13 protein-coding genes, 1 tRNA gene and 2 pseudogenes are annotated in these 16,189 nt (G+C 61.5%); 7 read left to right on the forward strand and 9 right to left on the reverse strand.

The genetic code is table 11. From position 1 onward, the window contains the following. Positions 1-28 precede the first annotated feature (28 nt). Together PQU95_RS15885 and PQU95_RS15890 are read left to right on the forward strand one after the other, a co-directional pair. On the forward strand, positions 29-2,380 hold the full coding sequence (locus PQU95_RS15885; protein ID WP_272752919.1) for a bifunctional salicylyl-CoA 5-hydroxylase/oxidoreductase: 2,352 nt from the start codon (positions 29-31) through the stop codon (positions 2,378-2,380). A 31-nt stretch (positions 2,381-2,411) separates the two neighbouring features. Beyond that, on the forward strand, positions 2,412-2,900 hold the full coding sequence (locus tag PQU95_RS15890) for an acyl-CoA thioesterase (protein ID WP_272752920.1): 489 nt from the start codon (positions 2,412-2,414) through the stop codon (positions 2,898-2,900). 84 nt (positions 2,901-2,984) lie between these two features. Here PQU95_RS15890 and PQU95_RS15895 read toward each other — a convergent pair whose 3' ends face one another. The 3 genes from PQU95_RS15895 to PQU95_RS15905 form a co-directional block, all read right to left on the reverse strand. Beyond that, the gene (locus PQU95_RS15895) at positions 2,985-3,479 is read right to left on the reverse strand and encodes a MarR family winged helix-turn-helix transcriptional regulator (protein WP_272752921.1); all 495 of its coding nucleotides are present in this window, start codon (positions 3,477-3,479) and stop codon (positions 2,985-2,987) included. Between the two features lie 234 nt (positions 3,480-3,713). Next, positions 3,714-5,267, reverse strand: coding sequence for a benzoate-CoA ligase family protein (locus PQU95_RS15900; RefSeq protein ID WP_272752922.1), 1,554 nt, complete (start codon positions 5,265-5,267; stop codon positions 3,714-3,716). A 172-nt stretch (positions 5,268-5,439) separates the two neighbouring features. After that, on the reverse strand, positions 5,440-6,783 hold the full coding sequence (locus tag PQU95_RS15905; RefSeq protein ID WP_272752923.1) for an MFS transporter: 1,344 nt from the start codon (positions 6,781-6,783) through the stop codon (positions 5,440-5,442). 522 nt (positions 6,784-7,305) lie between these two features. On the opposite strand from PQU95_RS15905, the gene PQU95_RS15910 reads away from it, so the two are divergent. Continuing rightward, positions 7,306-7,650, forward strand: a complete 345-nt coding sequence (locus PQU95_RS15910) for a zinc ribbon domain-containing protein YjdM (RefSeq protein ID WP_227302269.1) — start codon at positions 7,306-7,308, stop codon at positions 7,648-7,650. Positions 7,651-7,717: 67 nt separating this feature from the next. Here PQU95_RS15910 and PQU95_RS15915 read toward each other — a convergent pair whose 3' ends face one another. Further along, on the reverse strand, positions 7,718-8,245 hold the full coding sequence (locus PQU95_RS15915; protein ID WP_272752924.1) for a GNAT family N-acetyltransferase: 528 nt from the start codon (positions 8,243-8,245) through the stop codon (positions 7,718-7,720). Here PQU95_RS15915 and PQU95_RS18530 point away from each other — a divergent pair. Further along, positions 8,244-8,291, forward strand: a pseudogene (locus PQU95_RS18530) (hypothetical protein); the annotation flags it as partial. The gene PQU95_RS15915 and the pseudogene PQU95_RS18530 overlap by 2 nt on opposite strands. Here the strand turns inward: PQU95_RS18530 and PQU95_RS15920 are convergent. Beyond that, positions 8,271-10,301, reverse strand: a pseudogene (locus tag PQU95_RS15920) (prolyl oligopeptidase family serine peptidase); the annotation flags it as partial. The pseudogenes PQU95_RS18530 and PQU95_RS15920 sit on opposite strands and share 21 nt — an antisense overlap. A gap of 150 nt (positions 10,302-10,451) precedes the next feature. Between PQU95_RS15920 and PQU95_RS15925 the strand changes: the two are divergent. Further along, the gene (locus PQU95_RS15925) at positions 10,452-10,940 is read left to right on the forward strand and encodes an Ivy family c-type lysozyme inhibitor (protein ID WP_272752926.1); all 489 of its coding nucleotides are present in this window, start codon (positions 10,452-10,454) and stop codon (positions 10,938-10,940) included. Here the strand turns inward: PQU95_RS15925 and PQU95_RS15930 are convergent. Further along, the gene (locus PQU95_RS15930; RefSeq protein WP_272752927.1) at positions 10,937-11,839 is read right to left on the reverse strand and encodes a LysR family transcriptional regulator; all 903 of its coding nucleotides are present in this window, start codon (positions 11,837-11,839) and stop codon (positions 10,937-10,939) included. The two genes, PQU95_RS15925 and PQU95_RS15930, sit on opposite strands and share 4 nt — an antisense overlap. Before the next feature lie 122 nt (positions 11,840-11,961). On the opposite strand from PQU95_RS15930, the gene PQU95_RS15935 reads away from it, so the two are divergent. Together PQU95_RS15935 and PQU95_RS15940 are read left to right on the forward strand one after the other, a co-directional pair. Next, positions 11,962-12,741 (forward strand): SDR family NAD(P)-dependent oxidoreductase, encoded by a 780-nt coding sequence (locus PQU95_RS15935; RefSeq protein WP_272752928.1) that lies wholly within the window; start codon positions 11,962-11,964, stop codon positions 12,739-12,741. A gap of 10 nt (positions 12,742-12,751) precedes the next feature. Next, positions 12,752-13,441: a carboxymuconolactone decarboxylase family protein gene (locus PQU95_RS15940; protein ID WP_272752929.1), complete on the forward strand. Its 690-nt coding sequence runs from the start codon at positions 12,752-12,754 to the stop codon at positions 13,439-13,441. A 69-nt stretch (positions 13,442-13,510) separates the two neighbouring features. On the opposite strand, the gene PQU95_RS15945 is transcribed toward PQU95_RS15940, so the two are convergent. The 3 genes from PQU95_RS15945 to PQU95_RS15955 all read right to left on the reverse strand — a co-directional run bounded on the left by PQU95_RS15945 (position 13,511) and on the right by PQU95_RS15955 (position 16,173). After that, positions 13,511-14,734, reverse strand: a complete 1,224-nt coding sequence (locus PQU95_RS15945; protein WP_272752930.1) for an RtcB family protein — start codon at positions 14,732-14,734, stop codon at positions 13,511-13,513. A 12-nt stretch (positions 14,735-14,746) separates the two neighbouring features. Continuing rightward, complete coding sequence (locus tag PQU95_RS15950; RefSeq protein ID WP_272752931.1) at positions 14,747-15,892, reverse strand: slipin family protein; 1,146 nt, start codon at positions 15,890-15,892, stop codon at positions 14,747-14,749. A 215-nt stretch (positions 15,893-16,107) separates the two neighbouring features. Then, positions 16,108-16,173: transfer RNA gene (locus PQU95_RS15955), tRNA-OTHER, on the reverse strand. Positions 16,174-16,189 lie beyond the last annotated feature (16 nt).

Here is a 16,189-nt window from a genome sequence, read left to right on the forward strand (position 1 = left end):
TTGGACCTGTTGAAATAGGAGAAGAATCATGCGGATAGTCTGTATTGGTGGTGGGCCGGCTGCTTTGTACTTTTCGCTGCTGATGAAGCAGCAGAATCCTGAGCACGATATCAAGGTGATTGAACGCAACCGTCCTTACGATACCTTTGGCTGGGGGGTGGTGTTCTCTGATCAGACACTGGCCAATTTGAGGGAAGCCGACGAAAAAACGGCAGATGAAATCCTGGAGTCTTTCAATCATTGGGATGATATTGAAGTTAATTTCAAGGGAACAGCAGTACGTTCCGGAGGACATGGTTTCTGCGGGATTGGACGCAAGCGTCTGCTGAATATCTTGCAAGCCCGCTGCGAAGAGCTGGGGGTAGAGCTTGTTTTCGAAACCGAAGTGCAGAGCGATGAGGACTATCCCGATGCCGATCTGATCATTGCGGCCGATGGTCTGAACAGCCGGATCCGCACCAAGTACGCTGAAACTTATCAGCCGGACATCGATATACGTCAATGCCGATTTGTCTGGCTGGGCACACGCAAGTTGTTCGACGCATTTACCTTTGCTTTCGAAAAAACCGAATGGGGTTGGTTCCAAGTACACGCCTATCGTTTCGATGAAAATACTTCGACCTTTATCGTAGAGGCACCGGAGGAGGTCTGGCTCAAGGCCGGGCTCGACAGGATGGAAAAAGAAGAATCCATCGCTTTTTGCGAGCGTGTATTTGCCAAGTATCTTGACGGCAACCCATTGATTTCGAATGCCAGCCACCTGCGTGGTTCTGCGCAATGGATCAAGTTCCCGCGTGTTGTGTGCAATACCTGGGTACACAACAATGGCCATTGTCCGGTGGTGCTGATGGGGGATGCCGCACATACTGCACATTTTTCGATTGGCTCCGGAACCAAACTGGCGTTCGAGGATGCTATCGAGCTCGCTAACAGTATCAGGGCCAATCCGGGCAGCCTGCCTGATGCACTTAATCACTATCAGGCGGTACGCAGCGTGCAAGTGCTACGTATCCAGAATGCTGCGCGCAATTCCACAGAGTGGTTCGAGAACGTAGAGCGCTATGCTGGGCTGGAGCCCGAGCAGTTTGCCTATTCGGTGCTGACCCGTTCGCAACGGATTTCGCATGAAAATCTACGCTTGCGTGATAAGGATTATGTAGAAGGCTATGAACATTGGCTGGCTTCGCGCGCAGGTGTAGAGCACTTGGGCTGCGAAACGCCCCCTCCTATGTTCCTGCCTTTCAAAGTTCGGGATCTGGTGTTGAGCAACCGCGTCATTGTTTCGCCGATGCTGCAATACTCGGCGGTAGATGGCACGCCTGGAGCGCAGCACATGGTCTATCTTGGCTCGCGCGCGCAAGGCGGTGCGGGCTTGGTATTCACGGAAATGGCCGCCGTGTCGGCCGATGCACGCTCGACACCGAGCTGTGCGGGTATGTACCAGCCCGAGCATGTACCAGCCTGGAAGCAAATTGTCGATTTCGTGCATCAGTCCACCCAGGCCAAGATCGCCATTCAGCTTGGTCATGCCGGAGCCAAAGGTGCCACCAAGGTGGCGTGGGAGGGTTATAACCAGCCGCTGGAAGAGGGAGGGTGGCCGTTGCTGGCCGCTTCGGAGCAACAATGGCACGAACATAGCATCATGGCTCGTGCGATGGACCAGGATGACCTGCAACGAGTTAAAGCAGATTTCGTCAATGCGGCCAAGATGGCCGATGAGGCTGGTTTCGACTGGCTGGAACTGCAATGCGCTCATGGCTATCTGTTATCTAGTTTCCTTTCGCCGCTAACCAACCGTCGCGTCGACGAGTATGGTGGCTCTGTGGAAAGGCGCGTGCGTTACCCGATCGAGGTATTCAAGGCGGTGCGTGAGGTATGGTCGGCGAGCAAGCCAATCTCGGTGCGCATTTCAGCACATGACTGGATGGCGGGGGGGAATACTCCGGATGATGCGGTGGAAATTGCTTACTGGTTCAAAATAGCTGGTGTGGATGTGATCGATGTATCTTCGGGAGAGGTCAGCAGCCAAGAGAAACCGGTTTATGGCCGGATGTACCAGACACCGTTTGCGGATCGTATCCGCAACGAGGTGGGGATCCCCACGATTGCGGTAGGCGGCATTTCCGAGGCGGATCACGTTAACAGTATTATTGGCGCTGGCCGTGCAGACTTGTGTGCTGTGGGTCGACCGCATCTGGCTTCGCCGATGTGGACGCTGATAGAAGCGGCCAAGATCGGATATCACGACGTGAAATGGCCAGTGCAGTACCAGGTGGCGAAGACCCAGTTTGAGCGCAACCTGGAGCGAGAGAAAGCGCTTGCTGGCCAGAATGCAGGGCTTAGTGCACTCCAGGCGGCCAATCAAGCACTAGGCGCGTGACAGGCTGGGGCCAATCAACGATTAAAGCCATATGAGCACAGAAATTAACTTCATGGAGCATCACGCTATGGGTGGCTACTTCGAGCGGGAGGTCCCGATTCGATTTGCGCACTGCGACCCTGCGGGGATCGTGTTTTTTCCGCAATACTTTGTCATGTTTAACAATTTCATTGAGGAGTGGTTTAACGAAGAGCTGGAGATTCCCTACTCAGATTTATTGGGCTGGCGACGTTTGGGGCTGCCCACCGTTAGCTTGAGTTGCGACTTTATGCGGCCAAGCAAGTTTGGCGACATAGTGACATTTGGCCTGTCAGTTCATAAGCTGGGTAATCGCTCGATCACCTTGCATATTAGTTGCATTGCCAATGGAGAGGAGCGCCTGCGTGCCGAGCAAGTGCTGGTCGCCACGTCGCTGGAAACCAACAAGTCAGTGCCGATTCCGGCGGATTTGCTTGAGCGGCTACATATTTTCCGTGGCGACAAGGAAAAACTGACTGCCGCCGAGTTACGCCAGGCCTAAGGGCTACGTTGGCCGCAGACTGGAAAAGCTCCCGTTGATTGCAACGGGAGCTTTTTTTGCGTGCTGCGTGTACCGGATGACGGGCTAGATGAAGTGGTTCAGGCTTTGTTTGAGCTCACCCAGCAGGGTAGAGAGTTGTTCTTTCTTCTCTTTGCTGAGCCCGGAGAATAGTTCAACTACCCATTCCTCATGCTCTTTGGCCATTTGGCTGAATAATTCTTTGCCGGCAGCGGTCAGGTGCACCGAGTAAGCACGGCGGTCATCAGGATTGTCCCGGCGCACCACCAACCCTTCTTGCACCAGTTTATCGGTAAGACCTGTGACGTTGCCGCCGGTCACCATCAAGCGCTGCGATAATTCGCCCATCTTGAGACCATCAGGATGGCGGTCTAGCTGAGCCATCAGGTCAAAACGTGGCAAGGTGCATTCGAACTGCTGGCGCAGGCGAGTACGTAGCTGGGTTTCGAGCACATTTGTGCAGGCAAGAATCCTTAACAGCAGGCGAAGTGCCTCTGGGGCTTCTGCTTTTTGCATATGGCCAGTGGTATGCGTGGTGGAGACTGCGTCAATGGTGTCCATGATGGCGATTCTTGTAGTCAAGCCGGGTGATATGTTGCATCTAGTTTAGCATATGCTTTATTGCTTAAACATTGATCAGTCAAAGGTTTATCTGTGAATATTCTGATGAGCATCAAGTGAATTGCTCCGGCGTATCTTGATGCTTTGTGAGCGACATCCGATAACCGGATGCCCGGGTCCTGAAAATGAAAAAACCCGGCCGTGACGCAGGCCGGGTAAGAGGTAGTACCGCGTTTAGTCGCGCAACTTGTAGCGCTGAATCTTGCCGGTAGCGGTTTTCGGTAGCTCTGGCAGAAACTGGATCTCGCGTGGATACTTGTGCGGCGCGAGCTTGCTTTTGACGAAGTTCTTCAGCTCGCTGACCAACTCCTCGTTTGGCGTGTAGTCGTCGGTGAGCACCACAAAGGCTTTGGTCTTGACAAGCCCGTTGTCATCTTGCTTGCCCACCACCGCGGCCTCCAGCACTGCCGGATGACGCATCAGCGTGGTTTCCACTTCAAACGGCGACACGTACTGGCCACTCACCTTGAGCATGTCGTCGCTGCGCCCGACGTAGTGAAAATAGCCCTCGTCGTCGCGCCAGAATTTATCGCCACTTTTGAGCCATTCACCGATAAAGGTGTGTTGGCTCTTCTCCCGGTTATTCCAGTACATCAGGGCACTAGACGGACCCTTGACGTAAAGTTCGCCGATCTTGCCTGCCTCGCACACACAGCCAGCCTCATCGTGCAGCTCTACTTCATAACCCGGCACAGGTTTGCCGGTGGTGCCGTACTGCACATCGCCGTTACGGTTGGATAGGAAGATATGGAGCATCTCGGTAGAGCCGATGCCGTCCAGGATGTCGCAGCAGAAGTGTTCGCTGAGTTTTTCGCCGACCTCCCGTGGTAATGCTTCACCGGCAGAGGTGCAGAGACGCAATGCCACTTCGCTGCGCGCGGGTAGCGCGGGCGAGTTGAGCATGCTGACGTAGAGGGTTGGTACGCCGTAGAAAATGGTGGGCCTCCTCTGTGTCAGCTGTTTGAACACAGCCTGCGGCGTGGGGCGTTCGGACATCAGCACCGCACAGGCACCGGCGCAGAGGGGGAAAATAATGCCATTACCCAGCCCGTAGCCAAAAAATAGCCGTGCGGCCGAGAATACGACGTCATCTTCGTTCAGTCTTAGTATGTTCTTGCCATAGAGCGCGTCACTCCAGTACAGGTTGCCGTGGGTGTGCACCGTGCCCTTGGGCTTGCCAGTGGAGCCGGATGAATACTGCCAGAATGCCATTTCATCGGCAGCGGTGATGGCGGCAATGCCCAACGCTGACGTGTCGAGCGAAATCTGCAGATTGAGAATACCCTCATCGAGAGCCTTCTCTGGCTGGGATACCAGCACCTGCTTTACTTCATGGTTGCATCTCGACAGGGCTGCCGTCATGGTTGGCAACACCGACGCACTGACTACCACTGCCTGGGCGCGGCAGTTTGCCAGCATGTAGGCGTAGTCATCGGTGGTGAGCTGCGTATTGACCAAAACAGGTACGATGCCGGCATATAAGCAGCCAAGGAAAGCGCTGGGGAAGTCTATGGTGTCCGTAAGGCACACCATCACGCGCTCCTCTCGGTGCAGACCGAGCGATTGCATCAATCCGGCAAAGCGCCGGCTACGATCGAATAATTCGCCATAGGTGTATTCGCCGGCATCGTCGATATAGGCGAGCTTGTTGGTGCGGGAGGCGTTCAGCTCCATGACATAGCGGGCAAAGTTGAACTCGCTAGGAGGGGGGGCGAATTGATTTTCCATGTGGTCCTCTAACTTATCGATTGGTTGGCTCTTGTGTGCTTGGCCGGTGGGTGTCCAGGACTTCACGTGCACCTGTCTCTACCGCCCAGCAACAGGGCCACATGCTTGGAAAAGGGGCCGAAATGCCCCTGCGGATCCAAGCCAAGGCTGACGTGTCACAATTGCTCCCGGGTCAAGCGATACCCTCGTCCCGCTTGGGAATCAGGAACACGGCGAGGGCTGCCAGCAGGCCGGCGAGGGCAAAAGTGTAGAAACACGTTGCCAGGCTCATGTTGCTGCTGAGCAGAAAACCACCGAGGATGGGCCCGGTAATGGCACCGAGTCGCCCGAACCCCAGAGCCCAGCCCAGGGCAGTTGCTCGTGCCGAGGCTGGGAAATACTTGGAGATGTAAGCGTTCATGATCAGCGTAGTCGAGATCGATCCGAACCCCGCGATACCGACCAAGACGTAGGTGAGTAATTCGCTGGACTTGATACTGAGCATGGCCACGCTGGCCGCTGCCAGCAGGTAGGAAAAGACGATCACGCGATGCGAGCCCCAACGGTCAGCTGCGGCGCCAGCAATCAGTGCGCCGCTTGCAGCGGTCAGGTTCAGTACAAGCATCAGGGAGAGGCTGGAGCCAAGCAGATAGCCAGCCTTGCGCATCATCTGCGGCAGCCAGGTGTTGAGGCCGTAAATCAATAGCAGGCCCATAAAGAACGCCACCCAGAACAGCAGCGTGGCGCGGATGTTGTGACGGTTGAAGAGCATGCTGATCGAGGACCAGATGCTGGCTTTTTTATGGCTAGCGCCGTGTGTGGCGGGTGTCGGTGTGCCGGTGATGCCCAAGCGTATGGCCAGAGCATCGGCTTCTTGGTGGCGTTGTTTACTGCGCAAGAAGTCGATGGATTCGGGCAGCAAGTAAGCGATGACCGGTACGGCTAGCAGGGGGAGTGCACCGATCAGGAACAAGAAGCGCCAGCCATGTTCTTTAAGCAGCGTGAGTGATAGCAGTGCCACCACGACACCGCCCAGTGAGTATCCCGAGAACATCACGGCATAGCTGAAGGAGCGGCGGCGCACTGGAGAAAATTCGATGGTGAGCGCAGAGGCAGTGGGAATGATGCCTCCCAGGCCCAAGCCACCGATGAATCGGTAAAGCGCGAACTGTTCCGCCGTTTGTGCGATAGATGCTAACGCCATCGTGACAGAAAAGACGCTGAGGCAGACCAGCAGTGTTTTCTTGCGGCCAACCATGTCGCAAACGGTGCCCACTAGCATTGCCCCCAAGAGCATGCCGAACAGGGCATAGCTGCCGAGTACGCCCAGCTGCAGGGGGGAGAGTCCCCAGGTTTTGGCTTCGAGCATGGCAGGTAAAACAACGCCGTATATTCCTATGTCGTAACCTTCGGCGAGGATGACGAAGAGACAGATGGCTATGACACGAAAAGTTACCGGGCGCGGGATGTCGTTAGGTAATGGCCCATGCTTCGAGCCGATCTCAATGGTCGCTGTACTGGTGTTTGCATGATTCATGTGTGAAATCCTCTATTTACAGGTTCTGGGCCGTCCAATGGGCGTCTGGACGGAACCTCTCGACGTACACAGCACACTTTGGCGGTGCCTATAAATATTCACATCTATATATTTTATGGTTAAAATATAAATGTTGGTGTATTTGATGGATTAAATTATTTCGTGTCAAGTAATTTGTTGCTCCTGCAGGCAACAAGCTATCCGCAGCGCAGACAACGCTTGTCGTGATAATGCAGCTACAGCGTTGCCCGCGTGTGGGTAACGGTCAGGATGGAGGGCCGCAAGTACGTCAGGCGGCGGGGGCGTGCTGGCGGTGCTGGCCTAGCCCCGGCCACGTTTGCAGCTTGATACCGGGGTGGCTAGGGTGGCCGCCGATGGCGGCGGTAGTGTCGCCTGCACGAGCAGAATATGCCGGAAAGCATGGCATTGAACGTTGTCAGGCGGGCAGCGCGATTTGCGAAGGTGCCGCCCAAAGAGGGATAATGCCCCTTTTGCCTGTAAGGCAAACCCGAAAGGAATAGCATGAGCGCCCTACCAAACTGCCCGGCCTGTCAGTCCGAATTTACCTACGAAGACGGCAGCCTCTACGTTTGCCCGGAGTGTGCGCACGAGTGGTCCAAAGACGGTGCCGCCGCCGTGGAAGCGGAAGAAACCCGCGTGGTACGTGACGCCAACGGCAACCTGCTGCAGGACGGCGACAGCGTGACCGTGATCAAGGACCTGAAAGTAAAAGGTAGCTCGCTGGTGGTGAAAGTGGGCACCAAGGTGAAGAACATCCGTCTGGTAGACGGCGACCACGACATCGATTGCAAGATCGACGGCATTGGCCAGATGGGCCTGAAGTCGGAGTTCGTGAAGAAAGCCTGATAGCGTTGCGGCCAACCGGCCCCGGATACAAAAAGCCCGCTGGCACTGCCAGCGGGCTTTGTCTTTGTCAGACCTGCGCGTGCGCTTGATGGCCCAGCGGCATCACCATCTCGTGCCATTGCATGCCGCCGTGCAGCGAGGCCGACGGCTGCACGTACTGGTAGCCCAGGTGCGTGTACAGCGCCACGTGCTGCGGCTTGCACATCAGGTGGATAGCCTGCTTGCCGCCCGCCTGCATGCGCTCTACAAAGCTGCGCATCAGCAGCCCGGCGTAGCCGCGGCCCTGGCAGGCCGGGTCGATGACGACGGACATGATCACCACGTTGGCCGCCGCCGGGTCGTGGCCGATCAGCTCCTTGAACGCTTCGTCGGCCATTTCTACCTGGTGCGCGCAGCCGCTGTTGATGAAGCCGACCAGCTCGCCGTCGCATTCCAGCACCAGAAAACCGGCCGGGTACTGCGCAATGCGCAGTGCGATTTTCTCTGCGGTGGCGGCTTCGTCGCCTTCGTAGGCGCCGATTTCGATGGCGTAACAGCGGGCGGCGTCACGCGGCTCGGCTTGGCGCAGGGTTAGTTGCGGATTCGTTGTGGTCATGGTGTTAATCCATCAGCTGGCGGTAGAGGTAAACCAGCACCCGCGCCAGCTCCTCGGCGGTCTGGGCCTGGCCGGTGTTGCCACCGTGGCCGCCGCCTTCGGTTTCAAATAGCAGCGCGTCGTGGCCCAGCGCCTGCAGGCGCGCCACCATCTTGCGCGCGTGCGCCGGGTGTACGCGGTCGTCCTTGCTGCTGGTGGTAAACAGCGCCAGCGGGTAGGTGGTGTCGCCACGTACGTGGTGGTAGGGCGAGTAGGCCGCCAGCGCGGCGCGCTCGGCGGGGTCGCTCGGGTCGCCGTATTCGTCCACCCAGCTGGCGCCGGCCAGCAGCTGCGTGTAGCGCAGCATGTCCAGCAGTGGCACCTCGCACACCACCGCGTGAAACAGCTCGGGGCGCTGCGTCAGGCAGGCGCCCACCAGCAGGCCGCCGTTGCTGCCGCCTTCGATGCCCAGCCGGCGCGGGCGGGTGATGCCGCGGGCGATCAGGTCTTCGGCTACAGCGATGAAGTCGTCAAAGCTCACCTGGCGGTTCACGCCCTGTGCTGCCTGGTGCCAGGCCGGGCCGAACTCGCCGCCGCCGCGGATGTTGGCCACCGCAAACACGCCGCCTTTTTCCAGCCATTGCGGGCCGAAGTTGTCCATGTAGTAGGGCATCATCGGCACTTCGAAACCGCCGTAGCCGTACAGCAGCGTCGGCGCGTTGCCGTCCTGCGTCAGCCCGGCGCGGTGCACCACAAAGTAGGGGATGGCGGTGCCGTCCGGCGCGCTGGCGTGGTACTGGGTGGCGACGTAGCCGCTGGCGTCAAACGCGGCTGGCTGCTGGCGCAGCACCTCGGGCTGGCCGCCGGCCAGCAAGTCCAGCCGGTACAGGCCGGCGGGGGTGAGGAAGTCGCTGTAGCTGTAGTACAGCAGGTTGCTGTGCCACGGCTGGTCGGCAAACTCGATCACGCCGCCCTGCGGTAGCGGGTTGGCGTGCGGCTGCCAGTGGCCGTCGGCCCAGCGTAGCGTATCCAGCCGGCTTTTGACGTTGTCGATGACGATGATGGCTAGCAGGTCCAGCGTGGCTTCCACCATTTCTACCGACTGGCGGGCGCCAGGCAGCAGCAGCGGCTGGATGCGGCCAACCTGGCCACTGTCGGCGGCGCAGGCCACGGCCAGCAGGCTGCCGGCGGCGTAATGCTTGCCGGCAAAGTGCCAGTCTTCCGCCAGTTTGACGATCAGGTCGCCGTGGCTGTAGGCCTCGATTTCGGCACGCGGCGGCAACGGCAGCGCAATCAGGCTATAGCCATTCAGCAGGTAATAGGTTTTGCTGTAAAAGCTGTCCGACGCCTCGATGATGTCGAACGCAGTAATGGCACCGGCGGCTAGCGGGTTGGCCGCGTCCAGAAAGCGCCACGCCGCCACCATCATTGCCTCTTCGTCCAGCTGCAGCAGCGGCTGCGCGTCGGCCCAGCTTTGGCCGCGTTGCAGCAGCCATACTTCGCGCGGGTAGCCGGCGCGGGTGAGCTGGCTGTCGTCCCAGGCCGGGCACACGAACACGCTGTCCAGGTCGCGCCAGGCGATGTGGTTTTTGCCGTAGGGGAAGGCAAAACCGCCGGCCACGAAGGCGCCGGCGCTCAGGTCGTACTCGCGGCTGACGCTGGCGTCGCTGCCGCCGGGGGTAAGGCTGAGCAGCACGCGCGTGGGTTGCAGCGTGTAGTGCGACACGCCGTCCAGGTACCAGTCCACCTCTTCGTCGGCGGCCAGCTGGTCGATGTCGATCACTGTCTGCCAGTCTTGTGCGTTGGCGCGGTAGCTGTCCAGCGTGGTGCGGCGGTAGACGCCGCGCGGGTGGGCGTCGTCCTGATGGAAGTTGTACAGCCAGCCGTCGTGCTCGGCAAAGAACGGAATCTGCCGCGTGTCGCGCAGGTTGGCCAGAATACTGGCCTGCAAATCGGCAAAGCGCGGGTCGGTGTCCAGCTGTGCACGGGTGGCGGCGTTCTGGGCGGCTACCCAGTCCAGGGCGGCGGCGTCGTCCAGGCTTTCCAGCCAGGCAAAATCATCGGTGTGTGGGGTCATCGGGGCAGGGCAGAAGGTTGGCCGCAAGGCAGCAATGGGCGGATTGTGCGGCAGTTTGTACGGGCAGGGAAGCGGGTGGTACACAGTGCCGCGCGGTGTGGCCACGCAGCTGGCATAATGCAGGCATCCTTGCTGCTACCGGAGCTTGCCATGCAGAAAACCGCCCTGATACTGGCCACCTTGCTGGCCGCCAGCCCGCTATGGGCCAAGCCTGTTACCGCCCGCCAGGCGGCCACGTGCAAGACACAGGCCAGTTGTGCCTATTTTGGCGATGTGTATGGCGGCGACCGTGCCTTTCGCACCGCCGTGCAGGCCGTGTTCCGCGGTAGCGGCAACAAAGCCCCCGCCTGGGTGGCTGCAGGGGTAATGTCGCCGCTACTGCCCATCCAGCAGGGGCGCGAGCTCTACCTGCGTGGCAGCGTGTGCCAGCCGCACAACTGCCCGCACCAGCTGTGGGTGCTGTACCAGCCGCGCCGCCAGCAGCTGGTGGCGCGCTACACCCGTGAAGACGGCAGCGAGGTGTGGCTAGGCCGCCCGTCGGCCGCACAGAAAGCGCTGCTGCAAGACGAAAACGACCCCGCCTCGCCGCTGGCCGGAAAGCTCACCGACAGCACCCCGCTGCCGCTGGTGTTGCCTTAAAGGTTGGCCGCATCGAGGGCGGCTTTCAGGTAGTCGATCCACAAACGCATGGCCTGAGGCAGGTGGCGGCCGCTGGGGTAGTACAGGTACAGCCCCGGCATAGCCGGGCACCAGTCGGCCAGCATGCGCGTTACCCGCCCGTCGGCCAGCGCGGCGGCGGCGTAGCCTTCAAAAACCAGCGCAATGCCCAGCCCGGCGGCGGCGGCTCCCACCATCAGCGGTTGTTCCCCCAGCGTCAGCTGCCCTTGCGGCTGCACCGTCAGCGCCTCGCCGTCTTTGGCCAGCTCCCACGCGTACAGCGGCCCGTTGCCGAAACGGTGGCGGATGCCGGCATGCCGCGCCAGCTCGGCCGGGTGTTGTGGCGTGCCGTGCTGCGCCAGGTAGCCGGGGCTGGCGATGACGGCAAAGCGCATCGGCGGCCCCACCGGCACCGCCACCATGTCGGCAGCCAGCGTTTCGCCAAAGCGCATGCCGGCATCGAAACCTGCTGCGACGATATCCACCAGCGTGTCATCGCACACGATGTCCAGCTGTATGCCGGGGTAGCGCTGCAGAAAGCCCGGCAGCAGCGGCAGCAGCAGCAGGTAAGCCGCGGTGCGCGGCACGTTCAGCCGCAGCAGGCCCTGCGGCTGGGCGCGGTAATCGTTCACCGCCTCCAGCGCATCGCCAATCTGCCCCAGCGCCGGCCCCAGCCGCGCCAGCAGCGCTTCGCCGGCCTCGGTGGCCGTAACGCTGCGCGTGGTGCGGTGTAGCAAGCGTACCTGCAGCCGCGCCTCCAGCTGGCGCAGGCTGTGGCTGAGCGCCGACGCGCTGACGCCCAGCGCCTGCGCCGCCGCGCGAAAACTGCGGTGGCGTGCCACGCAGGCAAAGGCATAAAGCTCGTTCAGCGGTGGTGTCATTGGTGAATTTTGCTCAGCAAAGCAAGAAAGATAGCCTGGATTGTAGCGGGTAATTGCCGGCCTTACGCTGTCAGCATGGCTACAGCCACCCCGGTTGGGCCCTGTCTGCAAGGGAATGCACGATGACCACCCCCACTCCCCCCATCGCCAGCACACTGGCGGGGAAAACCTTCTGGCTGAGCGGTGCGGCCTCCGGCATTGGCGCCGCTACCGCCCGTGCGCTGGGCGCCGCCGGCGCCAACGTGCTGTTGGCCGCACGCGACGCCGAACAGGCCGCGCTCGTGGCGCGCGATATCGAAGCCGCCGGCGGCCGCGCCCTGTTTCACCGTACCGATGTGCTGCGCGAAGCCGATATCGCCGCCTCGGTAGACGCGGCCGTGCGCCACTTCGGCCGCCTGGACGGCGCCTTCAACAACGCCGGCTGGTTGTGCCCGCCTGCGCTGCTGCACCTGCAGGACGACCACGCGCTGCAGATGAGCCTGGACAGCAATGTACGCAGCGTGTTCTGGGCCATGCGCCACCAGATCGCGGCGCTGCTGGCCAGCGGCGGCGGCGCCATCGTCAACAATGTGTCGATTGCCGGCCAGGTGGGCTTTGGCGGTATCAGCCCGTACGTGGTGAGCAAGCACGCGCTGCTGGGCCTCACCCGCACCGCCGCGCTGGAGTACTACGGCCAGGGTATCCGCATCAACAGCGTCAGCCCCGGCGTGGTGGCCAGCCGCATGTCGGCGCAGGGCTTTGGCGATGCCGCCAGCCGCGAAGCATTTACCGCCACCACCCCGGCCGGCCGCGACGGTCAGCCGCACGAAATCGCCGCCGCGGTGCTGTTTTTGCTGTCCGATGCGGCCAGCTTTGCCAGCGGCCACGACCTGGTGCTGGACGGTGGTTACACCGTTGCCTGAGGAGCCCGCCATGACCCCGTATACCCTGATCGCCCGCCTGGGCCTGTGCGATGGTGTGGCCGTCGACGAGGCGCGCCAGGCTTTGCAACAACTGTGCTGGCACACCCGGCGCGAGCCTGGCTGCCTGCGTTTTGAATTGCTGGAACAGTGCGATGACGACGGTGGCTTCTGGCTGCTGGAAAGCTTCCGCGACGCCGACGCCTTTGTCGCCCACCACGCCGCCGCGCATACCATGGCCTACCAGGCGCGTGGCCTTACCCGGCTGCTGCAGCACTGGCCGCTGGCCACGCTGCCGCCGCTGGCACCGGCACAGCCGGATGACGGCACCACCCGCTACGCGCGGGGCCTGGCGCGGCTGGCACAGGTGGATGGCGAGGCCGGCCAGCGCGTCATCGATGCACTGCAAGGCGTGGCCCCGGCCTTGGCCGCGTATACCATTGCCTTTCCGTTTGGCGAGGTCTACCAGGACGACGTGCTGACGCTGAAAGAGCGCGAAATCGCCACCATCGCGGCGCTGGCCGCGCTGGGCTACGCCACGCCGCAGCTGAAGGTGCATTTGCACGGCGCGCTGAACGTGGGCTGCAGCCGCGATGAGGTAATCGCGGTGCTGACGCAGATGGCGGTGTACGCCGGCTTCCCGGCGGCCATCAACGCGGTGCTGGCGGCGCAAGAGGTGTTTGCCGAACGCGACGCGGTATGAGGTGGCGGCCAAGCTTGAGGGCTTGGCCGCCGTGTCAGCCGCGGGACGCGATGGTTGGCGTCGAGGTGCTCAGCCCTTCACGCACACCACCTGGCGCAAGGTGTGTACCACTTCCACCAGCTTTTGCTGCGCCAGCATCACGGCGTCGATGTCTTTGTAGGCCATCGGGATCTCGTCGATGACGGCGGCGTCCTTGCGGCATTCCACGTGTGCCGTGGCGCCGATCTGGTCCGCCACGGTAAAGCGGCGCTTGGCTTCGCTGCGGCTCATGCGGCGGCCGGCGCCGTGGCTGCAGGAACAGAACGCTTCTTCGTTGCCCAGGCCGCGCACGATGAAGCTCTTGGCCCCCATCGAGCCGGGAATGATGCCCAGCTGCCCTTTGTGCGCCGCCACCGCGCCCTTGCGCGTGACCAGTACCTGGTGGCCGAAGTGGGTTTCCTGCTGCACGTAGTTGTGGTGGCAGTTCACGGCTTCCACGTCGGCAGCAAACGGTTTGGTGATGACGCGGCGCATGGCGGCCACCACGTGCTCCATCATCACCATGCGGTTCTGCCGGGCGTAGTCCTGCGCCCAACCCACAGCGGCGACGTAATCGTCAAAGTGCTGGCTGCCTTCTTCGAAGTAGGCCAGGTCGCGGCTGGGCAGGTTGGCCATGTGTTGGCGCATGTCGGCCTGTGCCAGTTCGATGAACAGGCTGCCGATGGCGTTACCGACGCCGCGTGAGCCGGAGTGCAGCATCACCCACACCCGTTCGGCTTCGTCCAGGCACACTTCAATGAAGTGGTTGCCGGTACCCAGCGTGCCCAGGTGCTTGTAGTTGTTGGTGTTCTTCAGTCGCGGGTATTTCTGCGTCAGCGTGGTAAAGGCCGGTGCCAGCTTGGCCCAGGCCGCGTCCACGCTGGCCGGGGGCTGGTGCCAGCTGCCCTGGTCGCGCGGGCCGCTGGTACGGCCGTGCGGTACCGCCGCCTCGATGGCGCTGCGCAGGCCGGCCAGGTTGTCCGGCAGGTCGCTGGCCGTCAGCGTGGTACGGGCGGCCATCATGCCGCAGCCGATGTCCACGCCGACTGCTGCCGGAATGATGGCGCCTTGGGTGGGGATGACGCTGCCGATGGTGGAGCCCTTGCCCAGGTGCACGTCGGGCATGACCGCCAGGTGCTTGAAGATGAAGGGCAGCTGCGCCGTTTGCAGCAGCTGTTGGCGCGCGCTGTCTTCTACCGGTACACCGCGCGTCCACATCTTGATCGGGCTGCCACCGTCCTGTTGCAGCAGTTCGTAGTCTTGTCGGGTATCCATATTGTTTCCGTGTCAGGGTGAGGTTGGCCGCAGGGTGACCAAACCGTTCAGCAATTGATCCAGGCCGCCTACCACCGAGATCTTGTCGATGCGTTCTGCCAGGCGTTCCAGCGTTTCCAGTTCTTTCAGCCGCAGCGCGATGGGGTTGTCTTCCATCACTTTGGCGGTGTTCAGTAGCGAGCGGGTGGCACCGGTTTCCTCGCGGCGGCGGATCACGTTGGCCTGCGCCGCTTTTTCGGCTTCTACCACCTTGGCCAGCAAGGCCTTCATGTCGCCGGGCAGGATGATGTCCTTTACCCCCAGCGCTTGCAGGTCGATGCCGAACATAGCTAGCCGGGTGCGTGCCTTGTGCAGCAGCTCCTGGTCCAGCAGCTGCTTGTTTTCCAGCAGTTCGTCCAGCGTGCGGGTACCCACGGCGGCGCGCAGCAGCAGTTGCAGCTCGCGGTACAGGTGATCGGCCGGTTTGGGCAGCTGGCTGAAGGCTTGCAGTACGTCGTGGAATTGCCAGTTGGCGTTCAGGTTCAGCCGCAGGCTGACCTTGTCGCGGGTCAGGATTTCCTGGCCGCTGACTTCCAGCGCCTGCAAGCGGGTATCGACCAGCTCTACCGCAATGTCACGGTTGAAGCGCCAGTAGCAGTAGCGGCCCGGCGCCAACAGCCGCAGCGCGTCGCCTTCGCTGCGTAGCAGGCCGACAAAGCCGGCGGGCACTTGCGCATTCAGCACCGCGTTCAGGCCGGCAATCTGGCGGCCGCGCAGCAGGGTTTGCGTCAGGCGTGCCTGCAAAGCGGCGGGCAGGGCCGCGGCGTCACGCAGGTTGACGCGTTCGACGTGCATCGGCACCCGGTCCTGCCAGTACAGGGCGTTATGGCCGGGGGGCAGGATCTCTACCAGCTGCTCGCGTTCGTAGCGCAGTGCTGCTTCGTCGTCGCCCAGCGACACCTCGTGAAAGTGGGCGGCTACCACCTCGGGTGCGTGCTGGCGCAGGTAGTCGGCCAGCGGGTGCTCGAAGCGCGCCTGCTGCAGGCTGATGGTTTCCAGGGTCAGCTGCCCGAAGGGGTCGAAGCGGTAGTGGCGGCCTGGCGGCAGCAGGCATTCGAAGTCGCCTTCGCGCAGCAGCAGGCCGCGCTCGTTTTTCTTGACCAGCAGTTTCTTCAGCATCATGGGCTCCTTGTTCGGGTGAGCCGGGGGCACACCGCTAGCGGGCGGGCGACGGGGTGCGGCAGGGGCATCGCGGGTGGGCAGCGCCGCTGACTGCGCGGTGGCTGCACCCGGATGTTGCTGCGGCAACGGGTCGCGAGCTGGCTAGCGGTGTGGCGGCGTGTTGGCCGCACCGGCTCGGGGACTGCATTGACACACTCGCCTTGAGAGGGCGTTTCGGACGGGAATCGAACCCGCTACACACAGCGAACAGGCTGTTGCTCTACCAAATGAGCTACCGAGGAGGCGATGCCGGGA

The organism is Vogesella aquatica (assembly GCF_028548455.1).
GTDB lineage: Bacteria > Pseudomonadota > Gammaproteobacteria > Burkholderiales > Chromobacteriaceae > Vogesella > Vogesella aquatica.

Excerpts from the sequence above, each read along its gene's own strand:
- PQU95_RS15950 (WP_272752931.1), bottom strand. The coding sequence starts at position 15,892 with ATGCTGAAGAAACTGCTGGTCAAGAAAAACGAGCGCGGCCTGCTGCTG.
- PQU95_RS15945 (WP_272752930.1), bottom strand. The coding sequence starts at position 14,734 with ATGGATACCCGACAAGACTACGAACTGCTGCAACAGGACGGTGGCAGC.
- PQU95_RS15905 (WP_272752923.1), bottom strand. The coding sequence starts at position 6,783 with ATGAATCATGCAAACACCAGTACAGCGACCATTGAGATCGGCTCGAAG.
- PQU95_RS15925 (WP_272752926.1), top strand. The coding sequence starts at position 10,452 with ATGCAGAAAACCGCCCTGATACTGGCCACCTTGCTGGCCGCCAGCCCG.
- PQU95_RS15890 (WP_272752920.1), top strand. The coding sequence starts at position 2,412 with ATGAGCACAGAAATTAACTTCATGGAGCATCACGCTATGGGTGGCTAC.
- PQU95_RS15930 (WP_272752927.1), bottom strand. The coding sequence starts at position 11,839 with ATGACACCACCGCTGAACGAGCTTTATGCCTTTGCCTGCGTGGCACGC.
- PQU95_RS15940 (WP_272752929.1), top strand. The coding sequence starts at position 12,752 with ATGACCCCGTATACCCTGATCGCCCGCCTGGGCCTGTGCGATGGTGTG.
- PQU95_RS15900 (WP_272752922.1), bottom strand. The coding sequence starts at position 5,267 with ATGGAAAATCAATTCGCCCCCCCTCCTAGCGAGTTCAACTTTGCCCGC.
- PQU95_RS15895 (WP_272752921.1), bottom strand. The coding sequence starts at position 3,479 with ATGGACACCATTGACGCAGTCTCCACCACGCATACCACTGGCCATATG.
- PQU95_RS15885 (WP_272752919.1), top strand. The coding sequence starts at position 29 with ATGCGGATAGTCTGTATTGGTGGTGGGCCGGCTGCTTTGTACTTTTCG.
- PQU95_RS15910 (WP_227302269.1), top strand. The coding sequence starts at position 7,306 with ATGAGCGCCCTACCAAACTGCCCGGCCTGTCAGTCCGAATTTACCTAC.
- PQU95_RS15915 (WP_272752924.1), bottom strand. The coding sequence starts at position 8,245 with ATGACCACAACGAATCCGCAACTAACCCTGCGCCAAGCCGAGCCGCGT.
- PQU95_RS15935 (WP_272752928.1), top strand. The coding sequence starts at position 11,962 with ATGACCACCCCCACTCCCCCCATCGCCAGCACACTGGCGGGGAAAACC.